This window comes from Chroococcus sp. FPU101 (assembly GCF_017312365.1).
Lineage (GTDB): Bacteria > Cyanobacteriota > Cyanobacteriia > Cyanobacteriales > Microcystaceae > Chroococcus.
The window spans coordinates 1-25,252 of the sequence record NZ_BLJI01000045.1 but is presented as its reverse complement, the minus strand read 5'-3'; the positions used below and the strand labels follow the sequence as shown (position 1 = coordinate 25,252).

The following is a 25,252-nucleotide window of genomic DNA, read 5'->3' as shown; positions in this document are numbered from 1 at the left end:
AATTCTGACCACCTACTTAGTTTTGTCTGCTTTGCCTTCTAGGCAGCACTCCACCGCACAATATAAAGTTTTTCTCTGACTTCAAATCTCGTCGGTGCTTAAGCATCAGTACGATCGGTTACAGTTTTCGGTTCCTGTCTTTGGGGATAATAGGTGAACAGTATTAGAAATGCTATCCCTATTCAGTCAGTCGAATAAAGCAATGAAGCCTAAAATTATTGTTTGTGGTTTAGGACGTACAGGGTACACGATTTTTTGCTTATTAAAACACCAAGGAGCCGCAGTCACTGGAGTTAGCGATCGCCCGATCTCATCTGAGTATCAAAGAGATATTATTGTCGGTGAATTACGTTCGCCAACCACTCTCAGTTATGCTGGAATTCAAACAGCACAAACATTAGTTTTAACATCAAATGATGATTCATTAAATTTAGCGATTCTAACCTATGCCCGATTGATGAATCCTCGAATTAAAATTATTAATCGGTTATTTAATGAAACCCTCGGCAAACGATTAGATGAAATACTACCAGACCACGTTAGTATGAGTGTTTCGGCTTTAGCTGCTCCGATTTTTTCCTTTGCAGCCTTAGGAGATAAAGCAATCGGTCAATTACGACTGTATAATCAAACTTGGCCCATTCAAGAAGTAGTAATCGATGATGATCATCCTTGGAAAGGAATGCCATTAAGTGAACTTTGGGACAATCCTTCAAGGATGTTAATTTATTATTTACCTGCTAGAGAGGAAGTTGATTTAGTTTCAGCAGTTGTCAATGGAAAACAATTGCAAATTGGCGATCATTTAATTATGGGTTCCCAACCAACAACGAAACTTAAAAAACGGTATTGGTGGCGAAAATTAATTAAACCTATTGCGAATTTGCGACAATATCAACATCATGTACAATCGGTAGCCTTGGTCATTCTTTTACTTTTATTAATGATTGGCTTTTCCACAGTATTGTATGTCAGCACAAATTTTAAAGTTTCTTTAGTCAATGCCTTTTATTTTTCTGTAGGGATGATTACAGGTGCAGGGGGACAAGAAGATGTAATCGAAAAAGCATCAGATGAAATTAAAGTTTATACCGCAATTATGATGATTGTCGGCGCAGGGGTGATCGGGATTTGTTATGCTTTGCTCAATGATTTTATTTTAGGCAGTCGCTTTAAACAATTTTGGGATGCAGCGCGAGTTCCCACCCGAAATCATTATATCGTCTGTGGTTTGGGTGGATTGGGGATGGAAATTGTACGGCAATTGTACAAACAAGGTCATGATGTGGTTATTGTTGAAGCAAATGCCAAAAATCGCTTTTTACATACAGCGCGATCGCTTGGTGTTCCCGTTATTATAGAAGATGCTAGAATTGCTGGAACTCTCAAAGCGGCTAACCTAGAACGAGCAGAAGCTATTTTAGTCACGACTAGCGATGATATGGTTAATGTAGAAATTGCCCTCACTGCAAAAGCAATTTCACCAAAAGTTAATTTAGTAGTACGCAGTCAAGATCCCCAATTTGGTAAAGCAAGTCAAGAAGTTTTTGAATTTGAAGCAGTTTTATGTGCAACGGACTTAGCAACTCATACCTTTACAGCCGCCGCTTTAGGAGGCAAAATATTAGGAAATGGGATGACTGATGATCTGCTTTGGGTTGCTGTTGCTACACTCATTACACCCAATCATCCTTTCTGTGATCAAACCGTTAAAGAAACGGCAATGGAAGCAGACTATGTTCCTTTATATGTTGAACGAGATCTTCAAACGGTGCATAGTTGGAGTTTATTAGACATTATTCTGGTACCAGGTGATGTTTTATATCTCACCATTCCCGCAACCAAATTAGAACAATTATGGCGCAATACTAATGAATCAGTTGAGCAGTTTATCAATAATGGAAAACCAGAACGAGAAAAATCATTAGAAATCTAAATTTTCTGTTGGTGATGATTCTAAAACTTCGATTAGTAAATCCATGCGTTCTTTACCCTGATTAAGAAATGCTTCACATTGAGAGAGTGAATTAACAGCTAGGGCAAATTGATCAAAAACTTCTTCTAATGTTAGAGAACCTGATTCAATTTGTTCAATCATTGCTTCTACAGAGGCGATCGTTTCTTCGTAATTAAAATTAAAGTCTTTTGATTTTTTAGAACGTGACGGCATTATTTTGACCTGATTAATTGAATAATAGCATCGGTTAAACCTTCTAGGGTATATTCTTTGGCTTCTAAATCGACTCTTCCTAATAATTCGAGACAGGTTTTAGAAGTTTGCGGGCCAATAGAAGCAATACAAACATTCTCTAGTAAAGATAGAGGAGTGTTACTGATTTGTTGAATGAGTGTATAAAAATTTTGTACGGTTTTGGAACTGGCAAAAGTAATAATATTAATTTGATGCTGTTGTAAAGCTATTCCTACTTGAAGATCTATTGTTTCAGGACATCCCGACTCATAGGCTGCAACTTCTATCACTGTAGCACCGCGTTGTGTTAAATCTTTTACTAAAACTTCTCTCCCTCCTGTTTCTACACGAGGAAATAAAATCTTTTTCTGTGTTAATGTTTCAGGAAAATGATCACATAGAGAGTCTGCGACATATTCAGGGGGAATAAAATCGGGTTGTATGCCATGCTGTTTTAGGGTGGCTGCGGTTTTCTTGCCGACAACAGCAATTTTGACCCCGAATAAAGCGCGGGTATCTTTGCCGAGGGTGGCTAAACGGTTGAAAAAGTATTCTACACCATTGGCTGATGTGAGGATAAGCCAGTCAAATTGATTAAGATTTGCGATCGCATGATCCAAACCTTGCCAACTAGAAGGGGGACGAATTTCTAAGGCAGGCATTTCTATCACATTCGCCCCTTGTTCTAATAATAGATGGCTAAATTGGCTAGATTGTTCAGCAGCACGAGTTACTAAAATGGTTTGACCCCTTAACGGAAGATGATCGCTCATAATTCTTAAATTGACGACTTGACCAATAATAATAATCGAGGGAGATAAGGACACATCTAAGGTCTGATCTAATATATCGGCTAAGGTTCCAAACCAAATCTGCTGTGTAACAAGACTACAATTTCGGATAATCGCTATAGGTTCATCAGATGAGCGTCCATGTGCTTGTAATTTCTCAATAATAATAGCCAAAGACTTGCCACCCATTAAGATCACTAGCGTCTCAATTTTCGCCAAAGCCGACCAATCTAGTATATCTGTATCATGTCCACTAAAGACGGCAAAACAACGCCCCTTATCTTTATCCGTTAGGGGAATTCCTGCGAGTAAGGGTGCAGCCAAAGCCGAAGTAATACCTGGCACCAACTCAAAAGAACAACCCGCGTCATGAAGCGATCGCATTTCTGGATAAACCCGACCAAAAATCAGAGGATCACCACTTTTTAGCCTCACCACATTTTTACCTTTTTGGCAATACTCAATCAACAACTGATTAATCGTAGCTTGTTCCGTACTAGGTAAACCTCCGCGCTTACCCACATCAATTTTGAGACAGTTAGAGGGGACAAATTCTAAAATCTGTGAATCAACTAAAGCATCGTAAATCAAAACTTCAGCCTTAGATAATAACTTGAATGCCCTTAGAGTTAAATAATCTAGTTTTCCAGGCCCAGAACCCATTAAATAGACTTTGCCGCTCATGTTTTTTATCCTAAAAATCGGCCGCTCAGATTGACAACGGCAACGCTACAATGAATTGAAAACACACGCTTACCACCTTGACAGAACTTGATTTACCTTCCATTCCCAGTCGATGCGATGTCCTCGTCATTGGCTCTGGGGCGGCTGGTTTGTATGCAGCCTTATGTTTACCTTCCCATTATCAAATCTGCTTAGTCACCAAAGATGAACTCAAAACTGGAGCGAGTGATTGGGCGCAGGGGGGTATTGCTGCTGCCGTTGCTCCGACTGATTCGCCTTTACTCCATTTACAGGATACCCTAAAAGCAGGGGCGGGACTCTGTGACCCTAAAGCAGTTGAATTTTTAGTCAATCATGCCGCAGCAGCGATTCAATCATTAGTCGATTTAGGCGTTAGTTTTGACCGTAAAGACACAGAACTCGCCATGACTCTAGAAGCGGCTCACTCACGTCCGAGGGTTTTACACGCAGCAGATCGCACAGGACGAGCGATCGTTAGTACACTGACCGCCAAAGTTTTAGAAAAACCGAATATTAAAATTCTTGCCCAGTCCATCGCCTTAAATTTGTGGCTTCATCCTGTCACTAAACGCTGCAAAGGAGCTAGTTTGCTGCATGGACATCAAATCAGGTGGATTCAAGCAGGTGCCGTTATTTTAGCCACTGGAGGCGGAGGACAAGTCTTTGCCCAAACCACTAATCCATCGGTGAGTACAGGAGATGGTGTTGCTTTGGCGTGGCGTGCAGGTGCTAAGTTACGAGATCTGGAGTTTTTCCAGTTTCATCCCACCGCTTTAACTCAAGCCAATGCCCCCAGATTTTTGATTAGTGAGGCAGTACGGGGAGAAGGAGCGCATTTAGTCGATAAAACAGGTTCGCGCTTTGTTTTTGATTATCATCCTGATGGGGAATTAGCCCCTAGAGATGTCGTCAGTCGTGCGATTTATACCCACTTACAACAAACGGCTTTAGATCCAGCCCATGCTCATGTTTATTTAGATTTACGCATGATTGAGCCAGAACGCCTTCGCTATCGTTTTCCGAATATTATCCGTTTGTGTCAGAAATGGGGAGTAGATGTCTTTAAAGATTTGATTCCAGTAGCTCCTGCGGCCCATTATTGGATGGGAGGAGTAGCAACAGGATTAGATAATCAAACTTCTATTGCTGGATTATATGCGATCGGAGAGACGGCTAGTACGGGAGTTCATGGCGCAAACCGCCTAGCGAGTAATTCTCTGTTAGAATGTGTGGTTTTTGCGGGTCAATTGGCACATTTAGTCATTGAAGATGATTCTCTTGAACTTATAGCCACTATTCAAGAAATTCAGAGCGCGGACTGGGAGGAAGAGAAACAATTGATCTACTCGGTTCGGGAACAATTACCGATCTTGATGTGGCAAAATGCAGGCATTTGTCGCTCTCATGCACCTCTCGAACAAGCTTTAAGACAAGTCCAAAACTGGCGTAAGCAACTTAAGTCACTAAAAATCAGTCAGTCTATTCTAAATTTGTTACCTGAGCAAACTATTATCTTTCCTTCTTCACAAGTTTGGACAGAATTACGAATTTGTCTTGAAACCTTAAATCTACTAGATATTGCTTATTTGATTCTGAAAAGTGCAATATTTCGGTCAGAGAGCCGAGGCGGTCATTATCGTCTAGATTATCCTGATCCTATCTCCGATTGGCAAGTTCATACTTTAATACATGATAAACAATGGCTCACATCAGCCATCATCTCATAAAAATGATTCATTTTGTTTTTGACAAACTGTCAGTTACAATCAAGGGGCATAATTTTACGGTTAAAGGTAATGCCATTGCAGAAAAAAACTGACATGATAGAGGAAGAAATGGGATCTTTGGTAAAAGTTAGCAATTTAGGCAAACTTAGCAAGCCAAGGTCATCAAAATTTAATTATTACCTGTTATGGTATTAGTTAAAAAAAATCTCTTGGCTAAATGTTTATTAAATTAGTTGTTTTATGATGCGTTATCGATTCTCAATCTTATTGACGATATGGGTGAGTTGCTTAGGACTGTCTCCAAGTGCTGCAAATTTAACTGGAGTCGGATTGTTTGTAGCTGAGTCGGCAATGGCTCAAACCACAACCCCGAACGCTGCCAAAGATCCCTCTTTGACAGGTGATAGTCAGGCTAAATACAATCGTCTGATGGATGATGGCTATAATGCTTTTAACCGCAAAGAATATAAAACCGCTTTACAAAATTTTCAACAAGCCCTCGCGCTACGTCCTAATGATCCCGCAGCCACGAATGCAATCAAAAGTGTTCAGTCTCTAGCCAATCCAAATAGCAGTCTTCCTCTCAATCCTACGGCCCCCGCGCCAGAGAATTCCCCTCAAATTCAGAAAGCTTCACCAATTCCGCTCTATTTAGGTGCAGGTTTACTTACTCTAGCCGCAGCAGGGGCCTTATTATCCCTAGCTTCTAAATTTCGCGATAAAATACCTAATATTAAAGTCCCCACAACCGATAAATACTACCGTCGTAAAAGAACCATTTCGCCCCCAGAAACCGCGACGAATAAGGGTAGTTATAATTTTGACAATGTTAGCGAAACGAATAACAATTCTTATAATTTCTCTAGATACGATGAAGATTATGATCTAGAAGATACTACCTCGATTATCCAAACACCGAGCCGAATTCCCAATGCTGACCTAATCTTACAATTGATTGGTGAGTTAGGCGACCCCGAACCGAGAACCCGCAGACGGGCGATTTGGAAATTAGCGCAAATGTCGGATTCACGTTCGATGCAGCCTTTGGTTAATGTAATGGGTGATGCTGATTCTTATGAAAGAAGTCTCATTTTGGAAGCATTAGCTCAAATTTGTACCCGTACCTTGCGACCACTTAATCAAGCTTTGGCGATTTCTTTGAGTGATAAAAATCCTCAAGTTCGCAAAAATGCGATCCGAGATTTAACCCGTATCTACGATATCATGTCTCAAATCACCCAACTGATTGGTCATGCTCTAGATGACTCAGATACGGAAGTACAGGATACCGCTAAATGGGCGATGAAACAGTTAAATATTCCTTTACCTCCTAAACTTGACTTTAGCTCGGTTGAAGTTGACCAAAATGACTCAGATTTTAACTCAGATGATATTGAGGACGCTTCTTATACTGAATCACCACCAGTAAAGACAGAACAAGTTTCACCATTTAAAGATAATTAATGTTGAAATTACTATTTTTGTCTACTCCAGTTGGGCCACTCAGTTCAGGAATTGGGGGCGGTGTAGAATTTACTTTATATAACCTAGCCCAAGAAATGCTCCGTCGTGGTCATCAGGTGAATGTTGTAGCCCCTGAAAATTCCGCTTTACCGAATACGTCTATTATTGAAATCTCAGGACAGTTACAAATTTCGGCACAAAGTCAAGAACGTGATATTTTGATTTGTCTCCCGCCGAATTCGGTTTTAGGCAATATGTGGGAATATGCTAGAAAGGTACAAGATCAATATGATTTGATTTTTAATTTTGCCTATGACTGGTTGCCGTTTTACCTTACGCCTTTTTTTACGGCTTGTCCAGTCGCTCATCTAGTCAGTATGGGTTCAGTCAGTGAGGCAATGGATCATATTATTCTACAAACGGTCGATCAATTTCCCCATTTAGTTACTTTTTATTCTCAAACGCAAGCTGAAACATTTGGCATCAAAGAGGCTCATTGCTTAGGAAGTGCGATCGATTTACCTTTATATAAGTATGTTAATTCTCCTGATGATTATTTGGCTTGGGTAGGTCGCATTGCCCCCGAAAAAGCCCTAGAAGATGCAGTTGCCGCCGCCCAAATAACTGGAATTCCGCTTAAAATTTTTGGTAAGTTACAAGATATTGCTTATTGGGAGCAAATTAAACAAGACTATCCCAATGCACCGTTTGAATATGTGGGATTTTTCTCGACTGATGAATTACAACAATATTTAGGGAAAGCGCGGGCGTTATTAATGACTCCTCGTTGGGTGGAAGCGTTTGGTAATGTAATGATAGAAGCTTTAGCGTGTGGTGTTCCAGTCATTGCCTATCGTCGTGGTGGCCCTGTAGAAGTCCTACAAGATGAAAAAACAGGCTTTTTGGTTGAACCTGATAGTGTGACGGGTTTAGTAGAAGCGATCCAAAAAATTAATACAATTGATCGTATGGCTTGTCGTTCCTCAGCCGAACAAGATTACTCATTACAAGCGTTGGGCGATCGCACTGAACAATGGTTCCACCATATTTTGCTAAGATAATCAAAGCAAAGCTCAAGAATTGTTACAAATTCCTATAGTTTTAGTGTAGATTAACGGATTTGTATTACTATAATAAATTGCTATCTTATGCGTATGTAGGCAATCTCGATTATGGCTCTGCAATTAGGTGATATCGTCCCCGATTTTACTCAAGATACAAGTGAAGGAACAATTTCTTTTCACGAATGGGCGGGAGATAGCTGGGTTGTTTTATTTTCTCATCCTGCCGATTATACTCCTGTTTGTACCACTGAATTAGGCACAGTTGCCAGCTTAAAACCCGAATTCGACAAGCGAAATGTTAAAGTAATTGCGCTAAGTGTCGATAATGCTGATTCTCATCGCGGCTGGATTAGTGATATTAACGAAACTCAGAACACAACCGTTAATTATCCCATTATTGCCGATCCCGATCGCCAAGTGGCTGATGCTTATGGCATGATCCATCCCAACTCATTAAATAATCTCACGGTTCGTAGTGTCTTTATTATTGACCCTAATAAAAAATTACGCCTAACCTTTACTTATCCTGCAAGTACAGGGCGTAATTTCGATGAAATCTTAAGAGTGATTGATTCTTTGCAGTTAACGGATTATCACCAAGTGGCAACTCCCGCTAATTGGAAAGATGGTGATGACTGTGTGGTTGTTCCCTCTATTCCCACTGATGCTGCTAGAGAGAAATTTCCCAAAGGTGTTAAAGAAATTAAACCCTATTTACGGATGACTCCTCAACCCAATAAATAAAGCTGTTTGATTGAAGATGAAACGGGGTGGGAAAAATCTCACCCTATTTTTGTTGGATAAGTTGTAAACAATTGAGGAGAACTAGGGAAATATAAAGATGAGTTAGATAATTATGAACAAATATGCCGAAAAAGTGGATCACGCTGTTTTTGATTAGTGGTTGTTTCTTTTTTATCACGGCTGGGGATCTATTTTTACCTAAGCCGTTTAATACCTATAGCCGCAACACTCGGAATATGCTTAATCAAAAGATTTTGGCACTTTTCCCTGATCAAAATCCCGAACGACCGAGTAAGGAACGGGAAAAAGAAGTCAATGAATTCTTAAAAAGGGCTAGTCCCAACAATGCCAAATAAGTTAGGGTTTGGAGACCAAACCCCTACGATTTTATTCAAGATTATTTTAGCCAACTCATCATAGCTCGTAAATCTTTACCGACTTCCTCGATGGGTTGTTCTGCTTCTTGACGACGCATCGCGGTAAAACCAGGTTTACCCGATTGATTTTCTAAGACAAATTCTCTAGCAAATTGACCAGATTGAATTTCCTCTAAGATTTTTTTCATTTCAGCGCGGGTTTGTTCGGTCACGACGCGAGGCCCACGAGTATAATCGCCATATTCTGCGGTATTAGAAATACTATCACGCATTTTAGCCAATCCGCCTTCGACGATTAAATCAACAATTAATTTAACTTCGTGTAAACATTCAAAATACGCTAATTCTGGCTGATATCCCGCATTTACTAAGGTATCAAATCCTGCTTTAATCAAGGCACTTAAACCACCGCATAAAACCGCTTGTTCGCCAAATAAATCGGTTTCTGTTTCTTCTCTAAAAGTTGTTTCTAAAATACCCGCACGAGTTCCACCTACTCCTTTAGCATAAGCCATAGCGCGATCGCGTGCTTGTCCTGTTGCATCTTGATAGACCGCAAATAAACAAGGTACACCTTGTCCTTGTTCATAGGTTCTTCTAACTAAATGTCCAGGCCCTTTCGGTGCAACCATTACGACATCAACACCTTCAGGGGGGACGACTTGGCCAAAATGGATATTAAAACCGTGAGCAAAAGAAAGAACTTTTCCTTCTTTTAAATGAGGCGCAATTTCATTAGTATAAATCGTTTTTTGTACCTCATCGGGTAACAAAATCATAATCCAGTCGGCGGCGGCGGCGGCATCTGCTACACTATGAACGGGAATTCCTGCATCTTGAGCTTTTTGGGCTGATTTACTGCCTGGATATAGCCCAACAATCACATTAACACCGCTATCTTTTAAATTAAGTGCATGGGCGTGTCCCTGTGAACCATAACCAATAATAGCAACTGTTTTACCAGATAATAAGTCTAAGTTAGCGTCTTCGTCGTAGTACATTCGAGCCATGAGGCTGATCTCCTTCTTCCCAATGTGTTTCCTGCAAACTCTTAATTATACCTCAGATGGATGTTATGTAATTACTTCATCTTGTTTTCTGTGATGACATAATTGAAATGGCTAAAAACTGCTTGCCATTAAGAGGGTTAACGCGCTAATCTGAAGCGGATATTAATTATAAAAAAGGATTAAGTATGAAACAGCGTGGCGTAACAGTTTGGTTAACTGGATTGAGTGGTGCAGGAAAAACAACGATTACAGAAGCGTTACAAAAAAAGCTGACAGATGAAGGTTATGATTTTGAAGTATTAGACGGTGATATCGTTCGTACTAATCTCACCAAAGGTTTAGGATTTAGTAAAGAAGATCGTGATGAAAATATCCGCCGTATTGGATTTGTGGCTAATTTACTCACTCGTCATGGTGTAATTGTTCTCGTTTCTGCAATTTCGCCTTATCGTGAAATTAGAGAAGAAGTTAAAGCAAAAATTGGTAATTTTGTTGAGGTTTTTGTTAATGCGCCTCTGTCAGTCTGTGAAGATAGAGACGTAAAAGGATTATATAAAAAAGCTAGAGCAGGGGAAATTAAAACTTTCACTGGAATTAGCGACCCTTATGAACCGCCAGCAAATCCTGAAGTTGAGTGTCGGACTGATTTAGAAGAATTAGATGAAAGCGTAGCTAAAGTGTGGCGCAAATTAGAGGAACTGGGTTATATTGCTCTGGGTGCGGCGGTTTAATCGTGTTTTTGAGGGCTTGGTTACCAAGCCCCTACAGGCAAAGAACGCCCCTACATTGGTTAACCTTTGAGATAATAATCTCTCGTCCCTTTGGCATCTAAGGCTTCGCCAAGTCGTTCGATGGCGTGGATATATGCAGCAGTGCGTAAGGCCACATCGAATTCTCTGGCAATGACCCAAACTTTTTCCGCTTCAGTGACCATGCGTTCTTTCAGTCGTTCGTTGACTTCGGTTAACCGCCAATAGAGTCCACTACGGTTTTGTACCCACTCAAAATAACTGACGGTTACTCCTCCTGCATTGACGAGAATATCAGGAAAGACATAGATTCCTTTTTGTTCTAAGATTTCGTCGGCTTCTGAGGAAATGGGGCCATTTGCCACTTCAAAGATGTATTTAGCTTGAATTTGTGCGGCATTATCTTTCGTAATTTGATTTTCTAATGCCGCAGGAATCAGTACATCGACCTTAAGGTTTAATAATTCTGTATTACTAACTGCTTGGTGTTCCACAATATCACAAACGCTATCTTGACAATAAAGAGCTTTTATGTTTTTGTTGTCTTCTTTATGTCGTTTGATACTGGGAATATCTAGTCCTTTTTCTGCATAAATTCCGCCTTGTGAGTCACTAACCGCTACGATTTTATAACCTGCTTTATACAGTAATTCGGCTACGACTGAACCCGCATTCCCAAAGCCTTGTACTGCAATGGTCGTATTTTCTGGTTTTTGCTCAAATTTACTCAACATGGCGTGAATAACATAAAATGCCCCTGTACCTGTTGCGGTATCGCGTCCTTTACTACCTCCCATTGTCAGGGGTTTTCCTGTAACGACGGCAGGACTGATTTTTCTTTGAATGATGTTATATTGATCCATCATCCAACCCATAATCATATCGTTGGTGTAAACATCGGGTGCGAGGATATCGACATCTGGCCCAATAAAGTCCGCGATCGCATCAATATAACCCCGACTCAGCCGTTCTAGTTCCTGTTTTGATAATTCTTTCGGATTTAGGGTAATGCCTCCTTTAGCCCCACCAAAGGGCAAATCTAACAAGGCACATTTAAAGGTCATCCAAAACGCCAAGGATTGTACTTCATCGATATTCACATTCGGATGATAACGGACTCCTCCTTTACCTGGGCCACGAGTATCATCGTAGCGGACTCGATGCCCTTGAAATATTCTCAGTGAACCGTCATCCATCCGTACGGGAATTGATACACTTAAACTGGTTTTTGGATGTTTGAGTCGTGCGATCGCATCTTCGGAGATGGAAACGTATTTTAGGGCTTTTTCTAATCTAAGACTGGCATCGGCGAGTAAAGATTTAGACATATCTCGCTTTTTCTCCTGATAATGGATATCACCTGCTATTTCTATTAAAACATTTTAAAAAGTATATTTTGCTACAGTTTACTTTTATTAATTGTGCATCTTTTGGCAAGTTGGATAAGCTAGAATAGGAGACTCAGGGGTTACAACAGTAGCATCAGCCGTCAGAATCACTGTTCCATTGGCTTCGGTTTTCCAACCCTGTATCTGTTGAATGACGGGTTGTTGCGAATGAGATCGTTCTTTTAAAATAACAGGTGATTTAGGTTCTTCTTGAGAACGGGTTGCCCAATCTACGGTACCATTTTGAATTAAAGGATCACGAGGATTAGGAGGTAAGCCACCGCGTCCTGTAATTACGAAAGAACTTCCTCTAGCTTCATTTGCTGTACAGACATTTTCCGCAATGAGACTCGCTACATCGACAGGGTTTTCGGGTAATTCGACTAAGCGGTTAATAATATCTGCATTGGGATTAATAATATTGACGTTGCCTTGTAGACCAAATTCTGAACTTGCAGTAATATCACTCAAAGGTGTTGGTTTGTCTTTAAATTGAATCCCAAAAAGACCTTGTGTTGTAATGTTGATGTTGCCACCACTTCCTAGACTAGCATTCGCCGTAATATCGCTATTTTCTTGGGGAACCGCCAGAATAAAGGGAGCATTAATTGTAATATTGCCACCATTGCCAAATTGTGCTGCGGTAGCTGAAAGATTACTTTGGTTGCGGAGTAGAAGGCGATCGTTTAGATTAAGAGTAATATTTCCACCGTCGGTACTTGCGGTTTGAGCGACTACGGATGCTTGATGATTTAATATTAGAGAATTTCCCTGTATTGTAATATCACCACCGACTCCAATACCTTGACTATTAACTGATATGGTTGCGCCATTTTGGATATTAGTCGTTTGGGAGTTGATTAAAATATTACCGCCCCTGCCACTCGAATTAGAATCCGTATTCGCAAAAAGTCCACTTCCAAGTCCATTTAGATTAAGTGTATTTGCTTGAATATTAATATTACCTGCATCTTGAGTACCTGCGGTGGTTGTCTGGAGTTGTCCCCTATTTTGAAGTGAAAAAGTCGATGCAGTTACATCAATCCTACCTGCTTTTCCAACTCCAGTGGTACTCGCGGTGATTTGAGCATTATCTGTAACGTTTAAGTCGTTAGTATTGAGTAAGATATTTCCAGCATCACCCGTTCCTTGCGCGAGAGTAAATATATTACCTGCATCTCTTACATCTACGGAGTTAGCATTAATCGTTATCGTTCCCCCGTTGCCTCGTACTGAACTAGAAGCATTATCGCTTAACAGAGAACCTGAACTAATTTCTCCGCCATTTTGAATCAATAATTGACCAACATTAAGAGCAATTTTTCCAGCATTTCCTGTGCTAAAAGTATTGGCAGAAATAAAAGCACCTTGGTCTACGGTTAGCTGTCCGTTAGCATTAAGAGTAATATCACCTGCATTTCCAGTGCTAATTGTTTCTACAGAAATACTTGCATCACTTCCGACAAAAAGGTTAGATGCTGTCACATCAATACTACCTGCATTTCCTTCACCTGTGGTACTTGCCGTGATTTGAGCATTATCTGTAACGTTCAAACTATTAGTATTAATATTGATATTGCCTGCATCACCCGTTCCTTCGGCTAGAGTTAGGATACGACTTGTAAATGTCTCCTCATTAATTGTCAAAGTACCCGATACATCAATATCTGTTGCATTGATGGTTATGGTTCCTCCGTTGCCACGTTCTGAATTAGATGGGTTAAATCCTAATAAAGAACCCGAACTAATTTCGCTTCCATCTTGAATCAATAATTGTCCAGCATTAATATTAATTTTTCCTGCATTTCCTAACCCAAAAGTATTAGCTGTAATTTGTGAGCCTTTGTCTACAGTGAGTTGTCCGTTAGTATTGAGAATAATATCACCTGCATTTCCCGTTCCTTCTGCTAGAGTAAAAATATTACTAATATTGTTAACCTCTACAGAGTCAGCAGCATTAATCGTTATCGTTCCCCCGTTACCGCGTTGCCTATTAGAAGGTTGTATACCTAATAAAGAACCTGAACTAATTCTTCCTCTATCTTGAACAATTAGTTGTCCGACATTAAGGTTAATCTTACCTGCATTTCCTGTTGCGATCGTATCCGCAATAATTGTACTACCTTTTTCGACTACTAACTGTCCACCCGTATTAAGAATAATATCACCTGCATTTCCTGTTGCTTCGGCTCGTGTCGATATATTACCTGTAGTTGTTACCTCAATTAAGTCAGTGGCATTAATTATAATCGTCCCTCCGTTGCCTCGTTTGAGGGTTCCATCTTCTCCAAAACTATCTCTATTCAATAGCAAGGAGCTTGAGGCTCTAATTTTTCCGCCATCTCTAACTGTTAATTGCTCTATGTTTAGAGTAATATTACCTGCATCACCTGTACCAATTGTTTGCGATGAAATAAGTCCTTGTTGTTCGACGATTAGCTGTCCAGTTGTAATATTGATTTCCCCTGCATTACCGCTAGAAAGTTGAGTAGCTATAGCGTAAATGCCACCTTTAGTGAATAGTCCGATTGATTCTGGGGAATTAATGACGATTGATTCAGAGGCATTAATATTTAATTGACCTCCATTTCCTTTCCCAAAAGTAGTGGTAGAAATAACACCTTGATTTAATTTTAATCGTTGAGTTTCAATAGTTATATTGCCTGCATTACCTGTTAAATTATCTATATTACGAGAGCCTGGTTCAGCTTGGGCGGTAATCGCACTGTTATAGTTAGAACAGAAAGAGCCAAAACACACTTTTGAGCTACCATTTATTTCAACATCAAAAGCCTCAATGAATATATTTCCTGCGTTGCCTTTTTCCTTGGTAGATACGGAGAGCAGCGCACCATCGGTTAAAGTTAGCTTTTTCGTTTTAATGAGGAGATTTCCAGAAGTACCGTTATTTGATGAAGTAGTTTGAAAGCCATTCAAATAGCCGCTAATGTTGATTTCATCAGAAGCATTAACAACAATATCACCGCCTTGTCCTTCGTTAAAGGTGTTGGAAAAAAGGATAACGGGGGAGCCTTTTCCATCACCTGTTAAACTAATTTGTCTGCCTTGTACCTGAATTTCTCCTCCTGTGTTGCCACTGGTATCAACAATGGTACGCGGAAAGAGTTTAATATCTTGAAATGCTTGTACTCCCTGATATCCTAACTGCCATCCTTTCTCGACGGGAGTTAGACTAACGATACTTTCACCCGCAACGCTTCCGAGTTCTATTCTTCCTCCATTTGCGGTCAAGTTTCCCCCTTGGAGAATGACTTCACCTCCAACTAAGGCTAGAGTTTTTCCGTCTTTGACTTGAAGTCCCGACACTTTTGGGTCTACATCCCGTCCAATTAAATTAGATGGAACTGTAGCACGAGATTGATTTTTAATTTGACCAACAGAAGAACCAAATCCTAAACCTATGGGTACATTAATGGTTAGGAGAGGATTCATTTGAGTTTCAGTGGTACTATAGACAAAACAATCAGAAAAAATCAGACGATTGGCCGTACTCGCCACAAATGAACCCCCGATATTTAAAGTAGCATTCGGGCCAAAAACAATACCATTAGGATTGATTAAAAATAAATTGGCAGTACCATTAGCTTGAATGATTCCATCAATGTTAGAAATGGAATTTCCCGTAACACGAGAAAAAATATTCTGTATCAAAAGTCCATTATTAAAATAGGCTGTCTTTTGAGTAGGAACCGAAAACTCTGTAAAGCTATGAAATAAGTTATTTCCTGCTTGGGTTCCTCCATCAATTTTTAAGATATTTCCTTGAGGAGTAACTATAGAGTTTTCGGGTAGACTTTGATCTGGCGTAATTTGTGCGTTTATTTGACTAGCACCGATTAAATTAAGTCCTAGCGTGATTTGTAAGAGCCAAATGGTCGAAAATTGTTTCATGGGTCATTATCCCTGATTAATCTTCCTTTTAAGAGCAAAAAAACTACCAGCTAAACCTATAACGATTAAACTAGCTGATGTGTTGGGTTCGGGAGTAGGCATTGTCTCGATAGTGACTGCGGCGCGTTCCCCATTATTTAAGATAATGTTAGATGGAATATCAATACTTGCGAATCCTGCGGTTTTGGCTAATCCTAAAATGGTGTTTAAACCTCCTAAAGAGGTCAATAGATTTTGGGTCGGATCTGGCGAAGTTCCTGTTCCCAAATTATATGAAAAAGATTGGCTGCCCACCCTATAGGTGGCACTAGCAGCAATATACTTCTTGATAAATCCATTATTATCATAAGGGAATGGTGTAGCATTTGGATCAAGAGGAATATTGTTATAATTAGTGACTTGAAAACGATATTCATAGATTGGCCCACTAATATTAGAAAAGTTGGAATTTACAAAGTAATTTGAATTAGGAACTTGCCTTATTTCCAATGTCAAAAAGCCTCTATAAGATCTGGGAACTCTGCCTATTGGAGGAAATGGATCAATGACCTCAAAATTTTGAATAGCACCTACAAATCTCCCTTGGGTTTGCGTACCAGTGCTTATTTGGTTCTGAAGTATGTTTTTATAGTTTGCTCGATAACGATCTGTCGTAAGTGTACTTCTAAATTGTGCTTGAGCGATATCTGGCATCCCCATTGAAATTAATGCTAGAGTAGTCGTGCCGAGGAATACTGTTTTTAAATTGTTTAAGTTCCGTAACATATTATTTGATTTATGACCAAATTCAAGAATTAATAATGATTAATACTTTAATAGCATAAAATTTTTATAAAGTAAATAAAAAATTATATTTTTTTAGTTAATTTAATTTTAATTTCCATTTAATCAAAAATTCTGCTATTTTTAGCTTTTAAATCAGGTTTTTCGAAAATCATGATTTTCATTAAGATAATTATGAACTTTCTGAAAAATCGCGATTTTTTTTGAGCAATTGAGTTCAAATATAGCGGTTCTCAAATTAATGACATACATTTGGATGGTTTGGAGACCAAACCCCTACATTTAATCTGCACCTCATCTATACGAGAAATGCTATATCTACTTTAAAAATTAGAATTGAAATTTGCAAGCTATCCTACAACATTCTTAAAAAGTTGAGCAATACAAGATTAGTAGGGCAGACGACCTTCAAAAAAACCATGTACAAGATAATGTTGTGTGGCTCTTTCCAGTGATGCACCAAAAAAAGGATCGGCGGCTACATCAGAATATCTGTTTAAATAAACGGTAGGATCAAACGTAATTGACCGCATTTCTCCTCGTCCAGAATTCAGGTAATGATTAGAAGCGGTTTCGATCTTGGCTGCATAATCAGTAATTGGTGCAAAGGCATTTATTAAATCTCTGTAGGAAGCTAGATAACGATCGCTAGGAAAAAGATTAGGATTTCGTCCATCTGGCGCAAAGCCGTCTGTAATAAAGTGTTGAGTGGCGGCTAAGGTATCTTGACCAATAGAGGGATAATTCAATAAATCATCATAAGAATTGATATAACGTGCAGGATCGAAAGCTGTTTTAGAACGACCTTCAACAAAACCACTGTTGATATAGTGTAGAGTCGCGGCACCACCATCTAAATGAAAAGCACCAATTAAATCACCACCAGTGACATAACTAGAGGCAACGTAACGAAATTCATTAAAGGTATCTGTTGAGCGACCTTCAAAACGACCAGAAGTTAAATAATGATTGGTCAAAAAAGCTAGATCGTGGCCCGCGTTAATATAATAAGGAATTAAATCAGGATTAGACGCGCCATATTGTGCGGGATCAAATTCAGGGAAAGTTGTTTCAGAAAATTCATAAGCCCCAATATCGACGATTCCATCAATAAAACGATTTTGTCCTCGTTGGTCTGTTGTGATCCCATTAGCATTAGCAATCTCATTATTGCCAGCATTGATCGCAATACTTCCAGACATTAGAGCATAAGTCAGCGTCGGCCCACCGTTATTATTTAAAAGCCCAAGTTTAAGAGCTTCACTATCTCCTATAATATTGTTGTTCTGGGTGATCGCGCTATTATTAAAACTTACTAAATCTTCACTGTTTCTAGCAATAATTGTATTCGTAATGGCAAGTGTGCTTACATCTTTGTTGTAGTGAAATATTCCTCCACCCGACGCAGCCGTATTTTCAGCGATCGTAACGTTTACAAGATTTGCTGTAATTTGGTAGCCACCGTTATAAATGCCACCACCTTGATTAGTCGCCGTATTTCCCGAAATTGTACTATTAATAATAGTTAGCTCACAAGGTTCATAGCCACCGTTATAAATGCCGCCACCTTGATTAGTCGCCGTATTTCCCGAAATTGTACTATTAATAATAGTAATTTCACCTAGATAGTTAAGTATGCCACCACCTTTCAAAGCTGAATTCCCAGAAACAGTACTATTAACAAGATGTAGAGTTCCTTGATTATGAATACCACCGCCTGCCCCTCCACTATCTTCGTTGAGATGGCCGCCATTCTGAGTAATAATACTATTAGTAATCGTTGTATTTTCTAGATTAAAAATTCCGCCCCCAATGGGTTCAAAACCATTAGTAATTGTTAAGCCAACAATTTCGACGTTCTGCTCCTCTTCGGTTCCATCATCAATATTAAAAACTCTAGTACTATTATTTCCACTAACGGTTATTCCAGTTCCTAAAATCGTTAGTGAGCCAGTAATCTGTAGCGCGTCGCCACTGGTTAGTATAATGGGTTGAGTCACACCGCTAAAGTTAATTAGATCGGCACCTGGTGTAATATTTGCTTGCTCAATGGCTTCCCGTAAACTTCCTTCTCCTGAGTCCTCGAAATTTGTAACTGTATAAGTAGCCATGTTTATAACCAGTGAGTAGATGACCTAATACGCTTTATCTTTAAAGTAACATTTTGAGTATAATCCAAAATCTTAATCCAGCTAAATGTAATTTTTCTTATAATATGAAGAATCTGAAATTGTAACGTTTTTCTTAACAAAAAAATAAGCAACTCAATTATTAAGTTGCTCAAGCCGTTCTAATTATTGTATTAAAATTTATATTTTAATTAGCCGTATAGGTGACCTCTTGAACTTGTCCTGGTTGTCCGAGTTGTTTCGCTTGTTCTTTGTTGACAGTAATAAATACACTACCTGCATTACCCGCACGTACTGTTAATTCTTTATCCGCTTTCCAAGTACGATGGGTTCCCCCTGGTAGTAGTCCCTCAAATTCTTTTTTTCCGTCAGAAATAACTTTTAACCAAGAGTCATCTTTGAGTTGGATATCAACAATTACCGATTTATCGAGTTCTGCTTTAGTGGGTGAGTTAGTGGCTGTGACCGCTTGTACTGGTGTCGGCATAGGTTGAGGAATCGGAGGCGGTTGGATAGAAGGGATCACGGGACTCGGTAAACGATTGATTTCTAAAGTGGATTGTTCTAAAACATTAGAAATGGTTTTAACTGAAAATAAAAGTAGTAAAACATATAAAAAATAAAGATGAAAAGGGCGTAACTGAAAGTTAGGTAGCCGCAAAAACAAAAAGTTAGATTGAGCGGCAGGAGCCTTGGCATAAACGGGAAATTCACTTGAGAAAGCGGCACCATCTAAGCCTAATGTTTCAGCAAATTGTTTAATTAACCAACGAATATAAATTGGTTCGGGTAAACTCTCAATTTGTCCTGTCTCTATAGCCTCTAACAAACGCCGAGGAATCATTGTCTTACGCGAGACAATCTCTAAAGAAAGTCTTTTTTCTGTACGCAGTTGTTGTAAACGGGAACCAAGTTCTAGTAATTTCTCCCGTTGTTGGACGATTGGGTCAATTTTAGGCTTTTTGCGAAACATAGTGATTTTGCCGATGCAGCTTTTTTCCGATGCCTAGATGAATGTGTTGTTGCAGAAAAGCAATTTCCCAGGGTTCTAGTAGACGATAGTCACCCAAGGATAAAGGCGGTAATAAATGGGGATTGAGTTGAATCAGACCGATCGCTGTTCGATGTAGTTTTAACACCTGAAAGCCTAGCTGTTCAACGACACGACGAATCTGACGGTTACGTCCCTCCGTCAAAATAACCTGCAATAAACTGTGGTGAGGAGTAAGATCGAGGACTTTAATTTGTGCAGGTAAGGTTCTTTTACCTTCTAGCATAACTCCTTCCCGCCATTTTTGAAGACTGACTTCTGAAAGATTGCCATCTATCAAAACCTCATAGGTTTTAGGTAAATGATAGCGGGGGTGAGTCAAACTTAAGGTTAGTTGACCATCATTGGTTAGAATTAAAGCCCCTGTTGAGTTAACATCTAAACGACCGACTGGATGAATTCCCTGTCCACAAGACAAATGTTTTGGCAATAAATCTAGGACAGTGGGGCGATTTTGGGGATCATGACAGGTTGAAACGACTCCCAGGGGTTTATTGATCAACAAATAAATCAATTTAGGACGATCGCACTGTTGAATCAATTGACCATCGACTTCTAGTTGATCGCATTCTGGATCGGCTTGTTGTCCGAGTTGAACCACTTGTCCATTCAAACGGACGCGGCCTTCTAAGATAAGCTGTTCCGCTTTTCGCCGTGATGCAATTCCCCATTGAGATAGTATTTTCTGTACCCGTTCCGCCATTCGCGTTCTAATTCAGACTTTAAAAAAAGAGAATGTCTATACATTCATTATAAAAAATGACATTTCCTAGATAAAATTGTTGCATTTTTTCCCTAGCCTCAGAGAAAATTTTAAGAGCTTTACTCTAGTTCGGGGTAAGGTGATTCAGACTCTGAACGAGATGAGTATCACTTATCTTTTTTGCTCTTGACAAAATCATAGATTTATGGTACTATTGCTAGATCTAAGATCGGCTGATTAGTTAAACAGTGCCAATAGCAGGCGTATAAATTCGGGTTCTGTACTTTAATCGAAGCGATTGCAGGTGCGGCGGGAAATGGCCAAAGACGGTCAAATACGATGTCTTTACCGAGTAAACTAAACTGCAGGAGATAAACCGATGGCGGTGCAGCGAGATTTTCGAGTAATTGATTGGCTAAATAATACAATGGTTGACGGAGATCATCAGTTAAATCGACGGGTTGTTGATAGGCATTGGGGATAGCTCCTTCTCCGATCACTTCGCCATATAATGGCCCTTTGTGGGTTAATGCGATCGGTAACCAAAGATCCCCTAACCATGAATCTCCGATACTGGTTTGATAGGCTAATTTTTGTTCCACCCAAGCGCGTCTCGCTTCAATATCTCGACAACTCTGATAGATCGTGCGGGCTGGAAAATCTAACCAATGAGGTAATTGGATCGTCAGTGGACAATAAATAATATTGCCTTTGCTAATTTTTTGAGATTCTGATTTTGACCAAAGCGACGCAGCCGATATGACTTCTACAGTAATCGTTTCTGGAATGGCTTGTTTTAAAGCGGTTACCATTCTTTCAGCAACTGGAGACAACCGAGACGGTTTTCCAATTCCATGTGATTCAGAATTGATGATAATGACGACTTTTTCCATCGAGTTTGTGAGCATCTTAAGGCTTGTTCAAATAACTAGGTATTTTTACTTAAAAGATCCATCATTATCCAATATTTTAAATACTTACATTCTAACTTAACTGTTGCTACCACTGCCAAGAGCTTTAATACCCTTCTAAAACGGCAGCAGGGCCAACTAGAGAAAGATAGGGCTGTCTTAAATATTGCTTAGCGACTTCTAAAGCTATTTTTGGTGTAATCTGACTAATGTCTTCTTGAAAGCGTTCATCAAATTCGATGCCTAAATCTAGGGATTCATACCAGCCAAATAATTGAGCCATTTCGGCATTCGTTTGTTTGCCGAGTGCATATTGTCCTAATAATTTATTTTTAGCCGCTTGTAATTCTTCTGAGGTTAATTCAGTATCGCAGAGTCGTTCGGCTTCAGTTCGTAAACCCTCAATGGCGATCGCTGTATTTTGAGGTGCGGTTCCCATATAAATCACAAATTGCGATGGATCGAGACGAGTTGGATAAAATGACGATACATCATAAGCTAATCCGCGTTTTTCTCGCAATTCCACAAATAAGCGACTTGAAAGACCGTTTCCTAAATAAGTACTCAATAACTTTAAACTCGCATAGTTCTCTTCTTTGACCGATGCTCCCAAATACCCTAGCATGACGATCGATTGTTGGGTATCTTGCATGGTTATTTTTTGCGAGGGCTTGACTTGTAAATGAGTTAAATTAGCTTGAATAGACGCATCACTCGGTGGTGTCCAATCTTTAAACGCATCTTCTACTAATTTTACGGCTTCTGCGACGGTAATGCGACCCGAAAGACTAATAATCATTTGATCTGGTCTAAAATGTGTCTGATGACAATTTTCTAAATCAAAGCGAGTGATTTGTGCTACGCTTTCTTCTGTTCCCAAGATGGAAAGACCGTAGGGATGATCGGGATACATTGCTTCTCGTAATTGACTAAAAGCGACGTTAAAGGGTTGTTCTTGTTGTGAGCGTATGCTTTGTTGTGTTAGATGTTTTTCGAGTTGGATTTCAGGTTCAGCAAAGCTAGGAAATCTAATAATTTCGGCTAATAAGGACAATATTTCAGCGAAATCGACTGTAATCGTTTTAAGACTAATCACAAAATAATCCGCACCGGCATCGGCACCTAAACCTGCACCAACAGATTCGACTTTTTCGGCAATTTCGACCGATGAATATTTCTGAGTTCCTTTGGTTAGTGTTGCGGCTAATAAATGAAATAATCCAGCTTTTTCGCGCTTCTCCCATCGGGCACCCGCATTTTTGAAGAAAATACGCCCAGAAATTAAATCCGCCGCTTGATTTTCAATTACTAATAAGGTGATGCCATTATCTAACATCAACCGATGCACCCGTTGCTCTTTCATGATTAACTTGTTGTTGTGACAGTAAAAAATTTAACTCGTTGGTTGCATAATCGTGATTGCATAACGTTCAGCCGAAAAATATTGACTGGCTAAACGTTGCACATCGCTCGCTTGTAGGTTTTGAATGACTTTAGGATAGGTGAATGATAATTCAACTTGAGCAATAGTCTGATAGTAGCCATACAAACCCGCAATCTGACCTGGTGTTTCAGTCGAAAAAATATAATCATTGAGTAAAATTCGTTTGCAACGGTTTAGCTGTTCGTCTTTTATGAGATTGGTTTGCAATTGTAGAATTTCTTGACAAATCAAATCTTCTACTTTGTCTAAATGTTCTGAATCTAACCACGCGCTCAGTGTAAACAAACTAGAATCACGTTGCAATGAGAAACAACTATCAATATCTAGTACTAATTGTTGTTCTTCTCTTAAGTTTCTCACTAAATTGGAAGATCGTCCACCCGTTAAAATCGCTGAGATTAAGTCTAAACCAAAAGCATCTTCTAATTGTTCCACACCTGGCCCATTCCAGGCCATCGTCAGACGAGAGGTTTCTAGACGTGGTAAATAAAGTTGCGATCGACGTATCCCAATCATCGGGGGTTCTGCTTCGATCGCACTGACTGGACATTCTGAAGGTGTACTAAAATTAGCAAAGGATTGACGGACTGCTTGTAATGCTTCTGTTTCGGAAATTCCCCCCACAATGACGACCGTCATATTTTTGGGTTGATAATACGTGCGATGAAAACAACGCATCTGATTCGGCGATAGTTGCATCAAACGAGCCTCATCTCCTAAAATAGACCGTCCATAGGGATGACACTGATAGATACTTTCGCATAGGGTTTGAAAACCGATCCAATCTGGATCATCTTGACAAGATCTGATTTCTTCTAGAACAACATCTCTTTCTCGATAAAACTCTTCGTCTGGAATTTCTGCTTGTAATAAGATTTCGGCTAAATAGGGTAACGCTTCGGATACTTGGGAGTTTGCGATCGTTAGAAAAAAATGTGCATAATCATGACTGGTGGCTGCATTGGTCACTCCACCTCGATATTCTATCTCTTGATCGAAAATCCCTGGGGGAATGCGTTTTGTCCCCTTAAAGATCATGTGTTCTAAAAAATGAGCTATCCCCGACCAGTTTTGGGGTTCTGTTACCGCACCCGCTTTAACCCATACATCGACTACTGTCGCAGCCGCTACAGGAAGATGATGATAAATAACGGTCAATCCTTGTTCTAACTGCCATACTCTGGCGGGAAACTCCTGCTTGGCAAGGCGTTCTGATAGCTGAATCAATCTAGGCTCTACAATATTTCATTGTCTTTACCTAAATTTTAAGTGATCTTAGCCTCTTATTTACGCTTTGAATCGATTTTTATCAATAAATTATGACAAAACTTGCATCGTGCAGAAACAGAAATACATCAAAAAGGAAGACTGCTGTGCCGTTTTACCTCAGTTTATGACCTGGATTAATCCAGGTGGGTACTAATGCTTCACGCTTCTGTTTCCGAGTACAAGCTCGGTCTACTACCGCACAAAGGTTTTATAGTTCCCTTAATAAACAAGCATAGATCAATAAACTTTGTTGGCAGACACCAACGCAGCAGCCTTGTAATAATTATCATAGCGACTTTTTTTGTCTTCCGTCAACTTGAATTGAGCTAAATATTGAGCGAAATCAGTGGAATAGCCTTAGCGACTGGATCATCAATGGTCGTATTTTGTTTACTTGCCCAATATAAAGAAAGAAAATGGATTTGTCTAAAACCAACCATTAAGTTTAATCCAGGAATGAACAACCACCACACGGTTAACGGTTTTCTCAATCCTTCACGTTCATACAGTTCATTAACTGTCCGATAGAGACGAAACTGAACAATATAGATCCAAACAATTCCCAGCAAAGAAAGTGAATTCACCCAACTACCTAAAGACGGATATAGGTAATAGACGATCGCAGGTAAAGCAACACCGATCACAAAAGGAAGTAAACATAAAGTACCAGACCATCCATAACCGTTATAACGGCGCAATTCTTCTTGAATAATCCATTTGTACCAGCCATAATACAACGCTAAAGTGACAACAGATAGCCCTAGCACTTGCCCAAGGGGACGCGGTTTACCAAAATTAGTATTAGACATTTTTTTAGTGTTATACCAATTCATTAAATGT

The 25,252-nt window shown here is 39.6% G+C and carries 20 protein-coding genes and 1 other RNA gene; 7 read left to right on the top strand and 14 right to left on the bottom strand.

Annotated elements, in window-relative coordinates; all coding sequences use genetic code 11:
• Window positions 1–202: 202 nt before the first annotated feature.
• Window positions 203–1,936: a TrkA family potassium uptake protein gene (locus CFPU101_RS22510; RefSeq protein WP_206817776.1), complete on the top strand. Its 1,734-nt coding sequence runs from the start codon at window positions 203–205 to the stop codon at window positions 1,934–1,936.
• On the opposite strand, the gene xseB is transcribed toward CFPU101_RS22510, so the two are convergent.
• Complete coding sequence (xseB, locus tag CFPU101_RS22505) at window positions 1,925–2,170, bottom strand: exodeoxyribonuclease VII small subunit (protein ID WP_206817768.1); 246 nt, start codon at window positions 2,168–2,170, stop codon at window positions 1,925–1,927. The two genes, CFPU101_RS22510 and xseB, sit on opposite strands and share 12 nt — an antisense overlap.
• The gene (gene cobA, locus CFPU101_RS22500) at window positions 2,170–3,666 is read right to left on the bottom strand and encodes a uroporphyrinogen-III C-methyltransferase (protein WP_206817767.1); all 1,497 of its coding nucleotides are present in this window, start codon (window positions 3,664–3,666) and stop codon (window positions 2,170–2,172) included. Before cobA ends, xseB begins: the two co-directional genes overlap by 1 nt.
• Window positions 3,667–3,743: 77 nt before the next feature.
• Between cobA and nadB the strand changes: the two genes are divergently transcribed.
• From nadB to CFPU101_RS22475, 5 genes are all read left to right on the top strand, one after another.
• Window positions 3,744–5,414, top strand: coding sequence for an L-aspartate oxidase (nadB, locus tag CFPU101_RS22495; RefSeq protein ID WP_206817765.1), 1,671 nt, complete (start codon window positions 3,744–3,746; stop codon window positions 5,412–5,414).
• A gap of 240 nt (window positions 5,415–5,654) precedes the next feature.
• Entirely contained in the window at window positions 5,655–6,878 is a 1,224-nt protein-coding gene (locus CFPU101_RS22490) for a HEAT repeat domain-containing protein (RefSeq protein WP_206817764.1), read from the top strand.
• The gene (locus CFPU101_RS22485) at window positions 6,878–7,939 is read left to right on the top strand and encodes a glycosyltransferase family 4 protein (protein ID WP_206817763.1); all 1,062 of its coding nucleotides are present in this window, start codon (window positions 6,878–6,880) and stop codon (window positions 7,937–7,939) included. The genes CFPU101_RS22490 and CFPU101_RS22485 overlap by 1 nt, the downstream gene beginning before the upstream one ends.
• A gap of 111 nt (window positions 7,940–8,050) precedes the next feature.
• Window positions 8,051–8,686 carry a peroxiredoxin gene (locus CFPU101_RS22480; protein ID WP_206817762.1) on the top strand — a complete coding sequence of 212 codons (636 nt, stop codon included), beginning with the start codon at window positions 8,051–8,053 and terminating at the stop codon, window positions 8,684–8,686.
• Between the two features lie 122 nt (window positions 8,687–8,808).
• Window positions 8,809–9,042, top strand: a complete 234-nt coding sequence (locus CFPU101_RS22475; protein ID WP_206817761.1) for a hypothetical protein — start codon at window positions 8,809–8,811, stop codon at window positions 9,040–9,042.
• Window positions 9,043–9,083: 41 nt separating this feature from the next.
• On the opposite strand, the gene ilvC is transcribed toward CFPU101_RS22475, so the two are convergent.
• Window positions 9,084–10,073 (bottom strand): ketol-acid reductoisomerase, encoded by a 990-nt coding sequence (ilvC, locus tag CFPU101_RS22470; protein WP_206817760.1) that lies wholly within the window; start codon window positions 10,071–10,073, stop codon window positions 9,084–9,086.
• A 185-nt stretch (window positions 10,074–10,258) separates the two neighbouring features.
• Between ilvC and cysC the strand changes: the two genes are divergently transcribed.
• The gene (gene cysC / locus CFPU101_RS22465) at window positions 10,259–10,804 is read left to right on the top strand and encodes an adenylyl-sulfate kinase (protein ID WP_206817759.1); all 546 of its coding nucleotides are present in this window, start codon (window positions 10,259–10,261) and stop codon (window positions 10,802–10,804) included.
• Window positions 10,805–10,863: 59 nt separating this feature from the next.
• Here the strand turns inward: cysC and CFPU101_RS22460 are convergent, their stop codons facing one another.
• The 11 genes from CFPU101_RS22460 to CFPU101_RS22410 form a co-directional block, all read right to left on the bottom strand.
• Entirely contained in the window at window positions 10,864–12,150 is a 1,287-nt protein-coding gene (locus CFPU101_RS22460; protein ID WP_206817758.1) for a Glu/Leu/Phe/Val dehydrogenase, read from the bottom strand.
• A gap of 87 nt (window positions 12,151–12,237) precedes the next feature.
• Entirely contained in the window at window positions 12,238–16,122 is a 3,885-nt protein-coding gene (locus CFPU101_RS22455) for a filamentous hemagglutinin N-terminal domain-containing protein (protein WP_206817757.1), read from the bottom strand.
• Window positions 16,123–16,128: 6 nt separating this feature from the next.
• Complete coding sequence (locus tag CFPU101_RS22450; RefSeq protein WP_206817755.1) at window positions 16,129–16,887, bottom strand: hypothetical protein; 759 nt, start codon at window positions 16,885–16,887, stop codon at window positions 16,129–16,131.
• Between the two features lie 407 nt (window positions 16,888–17,294).
• On the bottom strand, window positions 17,295–19,016 hold the full coding sequence (locus CFPU101_RS22445; RefSeq protein WP_206817754.1) for a choice-of-anchor Q domain-containing protein: 1,722 nt from the start codon (window positions 19,014–19,016) through the stop codon (window positions 17,295–17,297).
• Window positions 19,017–19,221: 205 nt separating this feature from the next.
• Window positions 19,222–20,007 carry a helix-turn-helix domain-containing protein gene (locus tag CFPU101_RS22440; RefSeq protein ID WP_206817753.1) on the bottom strand — a complete coding sequence of 262 codons (786 nt, stop codon included), beginning with the start codon at window positions 20,005–20,007 and terminating at the stop codon, window positions 19,222–19,224.
• Window positions 19,988–20,788 (bottom strand): pseudouridine synthase, encoded by an 801-nt coding sequence (locus CFPU101_RS22435; protein WP_206817752.1) that lies wholly within the window; start codon window positions 20,786–20,788, stop codon window positions 19,988–19,990. Before CFPU101_RS22435 ends, CFPU101_RS22440 begins: the two co-directional genes overlap by 20 nt.
• A gap of 203 nt (window positions 20,789–20,991) precedes the next feature.
• Complete coding sequence (locus tag CFPU101_RS22430) at window positions 20,992–21,681, bottom strand: hypothetical protein (RefSeq protein ID WP_206817774.1); 690 nt, start codon at window positions 21,679–21,681, stop codon at window positions 20,992–20,994.
• Window positions 21,682–21,805: 124 nt separating this feature from the next.
• Window positions 21,806–23,062 carry a pitrilysin family protein gene (locus tag CFPU101_RS22425; RefSeq protein WP_206817751.1) on the bottom strand — a complete coding sequence of 419 codons (1,257 nt, stop codon included), beginning with the start codon at window positions 23,060–23,062 and terminating at the stop codon, window positions 21,806–21,808.
• A 30-nt stretch (window positions 23,063–23,092) separates the two neighbouring features.
• Window positions 23,093–24,370, bottom strand: a complete 1,278-nt coding sequence (locus tag CFPU101_RS22420; RefSeq protein WP_242578187.1) for a pitrilysin family protein — start codon at window positions 24,368–24,370, stop codon at window positions 23,093–23,095.
• A gap of 134 nt (window positions 24,371–24,504) precedes the next feature.
• A non-coding RNA gene (ssrS, locus tag CFPU101_RS22415) (6S RNA) lies at window positions 24,505–24,690 on the bottom strand.
• 48 nt (window positions 24,691–24,738) lie between these two features.
• The coding region (locus CFPU101_RS22410) for a hypothetical protein (RefSeq protein ID WP_242578185.1) at window positions 24,739–25,252 on the bottom strand (514 nt) is incomplete at its 5' end.

Bases quoted from the DNA above. Each gene is read 5' to 3' on its own strand.
- CFPU101_RS22510 (WP_206817776.1), top strand. From the start codon at position 203: ATGAAGCCTAAAATTATTGTTTGTGGTTTAGGACGTACAGGGTACACG.
- xseB (WP_206817768.1), bottom strand. From the start codon at position 2,170: ATGCCGTCACGTTCTAAAAAATCAAAAGACTTTAATTTTAATTACGAA.
- cobA (WP_206817767.1), bottom strand. From the start codon at position 3,666: ATGAGCGGCAAAGTCTATTTAATGGGTTCTGGGCCTGGAAAACTAGAT.
- CFPU101_RS22490 (WP_206817764.1), top strand. From the start codon at position 5,655: ATGATGCGTTATCGATTCTCAATCTTATTGACGATATGGGTGAGTTGC.
- CFPU101_RS22485 (WP_206817763.1), top strand. From the start codon at position 6,878: ATGTTGAAATTACTATTTTTGTCTACTCCAGTTGGGCCACTCAGTTCA.
- CFPU101_RS22480 (WP_206817762.1), top strand. From the start codon at position 8,051: ATGGCTCTGCAATTAGGTGATATCGTCCCCGATTTTACTCAAGATACA.
- CFPU101_RS22475 (WP_206817761.1), top strand. From the start codon at position 8,809: ATGCCGAAAAAGTGGATCACGCTGTTTTTGATTAGTGGTTGTTTCTTT.
- ilvC (WP_206817760.1), bottom strand. From the start codon at position 10,073: ATGGCTCGAATGTACTACGACGAAGACGCTAACTTAGACTTATTATCT.
- cysC (WP_206817759.1), top strand. From the start codon at position 10,259: ATGAAACAGCGTGGCGTAACAGTTTGGTTAACTGGATTGAGTGGTGCA.
- CFPU101_RS22460 (WP_206817758.1), bottom strand. From the start codon at position 12,150: ATGTCTAAATCTTTACTCGCCGATGCCAGTCTTAGATTAGAAAAAGCC.
- CFPU101_RS22455 (WP_206817757.1), bottom strand. From the start codon at position 16,122: ATGAAACAATTTTCGACCATTTGGCTCTTACAAATCACGCTAGGACTT.
- CFPU101_RS22450 (WP_206817755.1), bottom strand. From the start codon at position 16,887: ATGTTACGGAACTTAAACAATTTAAAAACAGTATTCCTCGGCACGACT.
- CFPU101_RS22445 (WP_206817754.1), bottom strand. From the start codon at position 19,016: ATGGCTACTTATACAGTTACAAATTTCGAGGACTCAGGAGAAGGAAGT.
- CFPU101_RS22440 (WP_206817753.1), bottom strand. From the start codon at position 20,007: ATGTTTCGCAAAAAGCCTAAAATTGACCCAATCGTCCAACAACGGGAG.
- CFPU101_RS22435 (WP_206817752.1), bottom strand. From the start codon at position 20,788: ATGGCGGAACGGGTACAGAAAATACTATCTCAATGGGGAATTGCATCA.
- CFPU101_RS22430 (WP_206817774.1), bottom strand. From the start codon at position 21,681: ATGGAAAAAGTCGTCATTATCATCAATTCTGAATCACATGGAATTGGA.
- CFPU101_RS22425 (WP_206817751.1), bottom strand. From the start codon at position 23,062: ATGAAAGAGCAACGGGTGCATCGGTTGATGTTAGATAATGGCATCACC.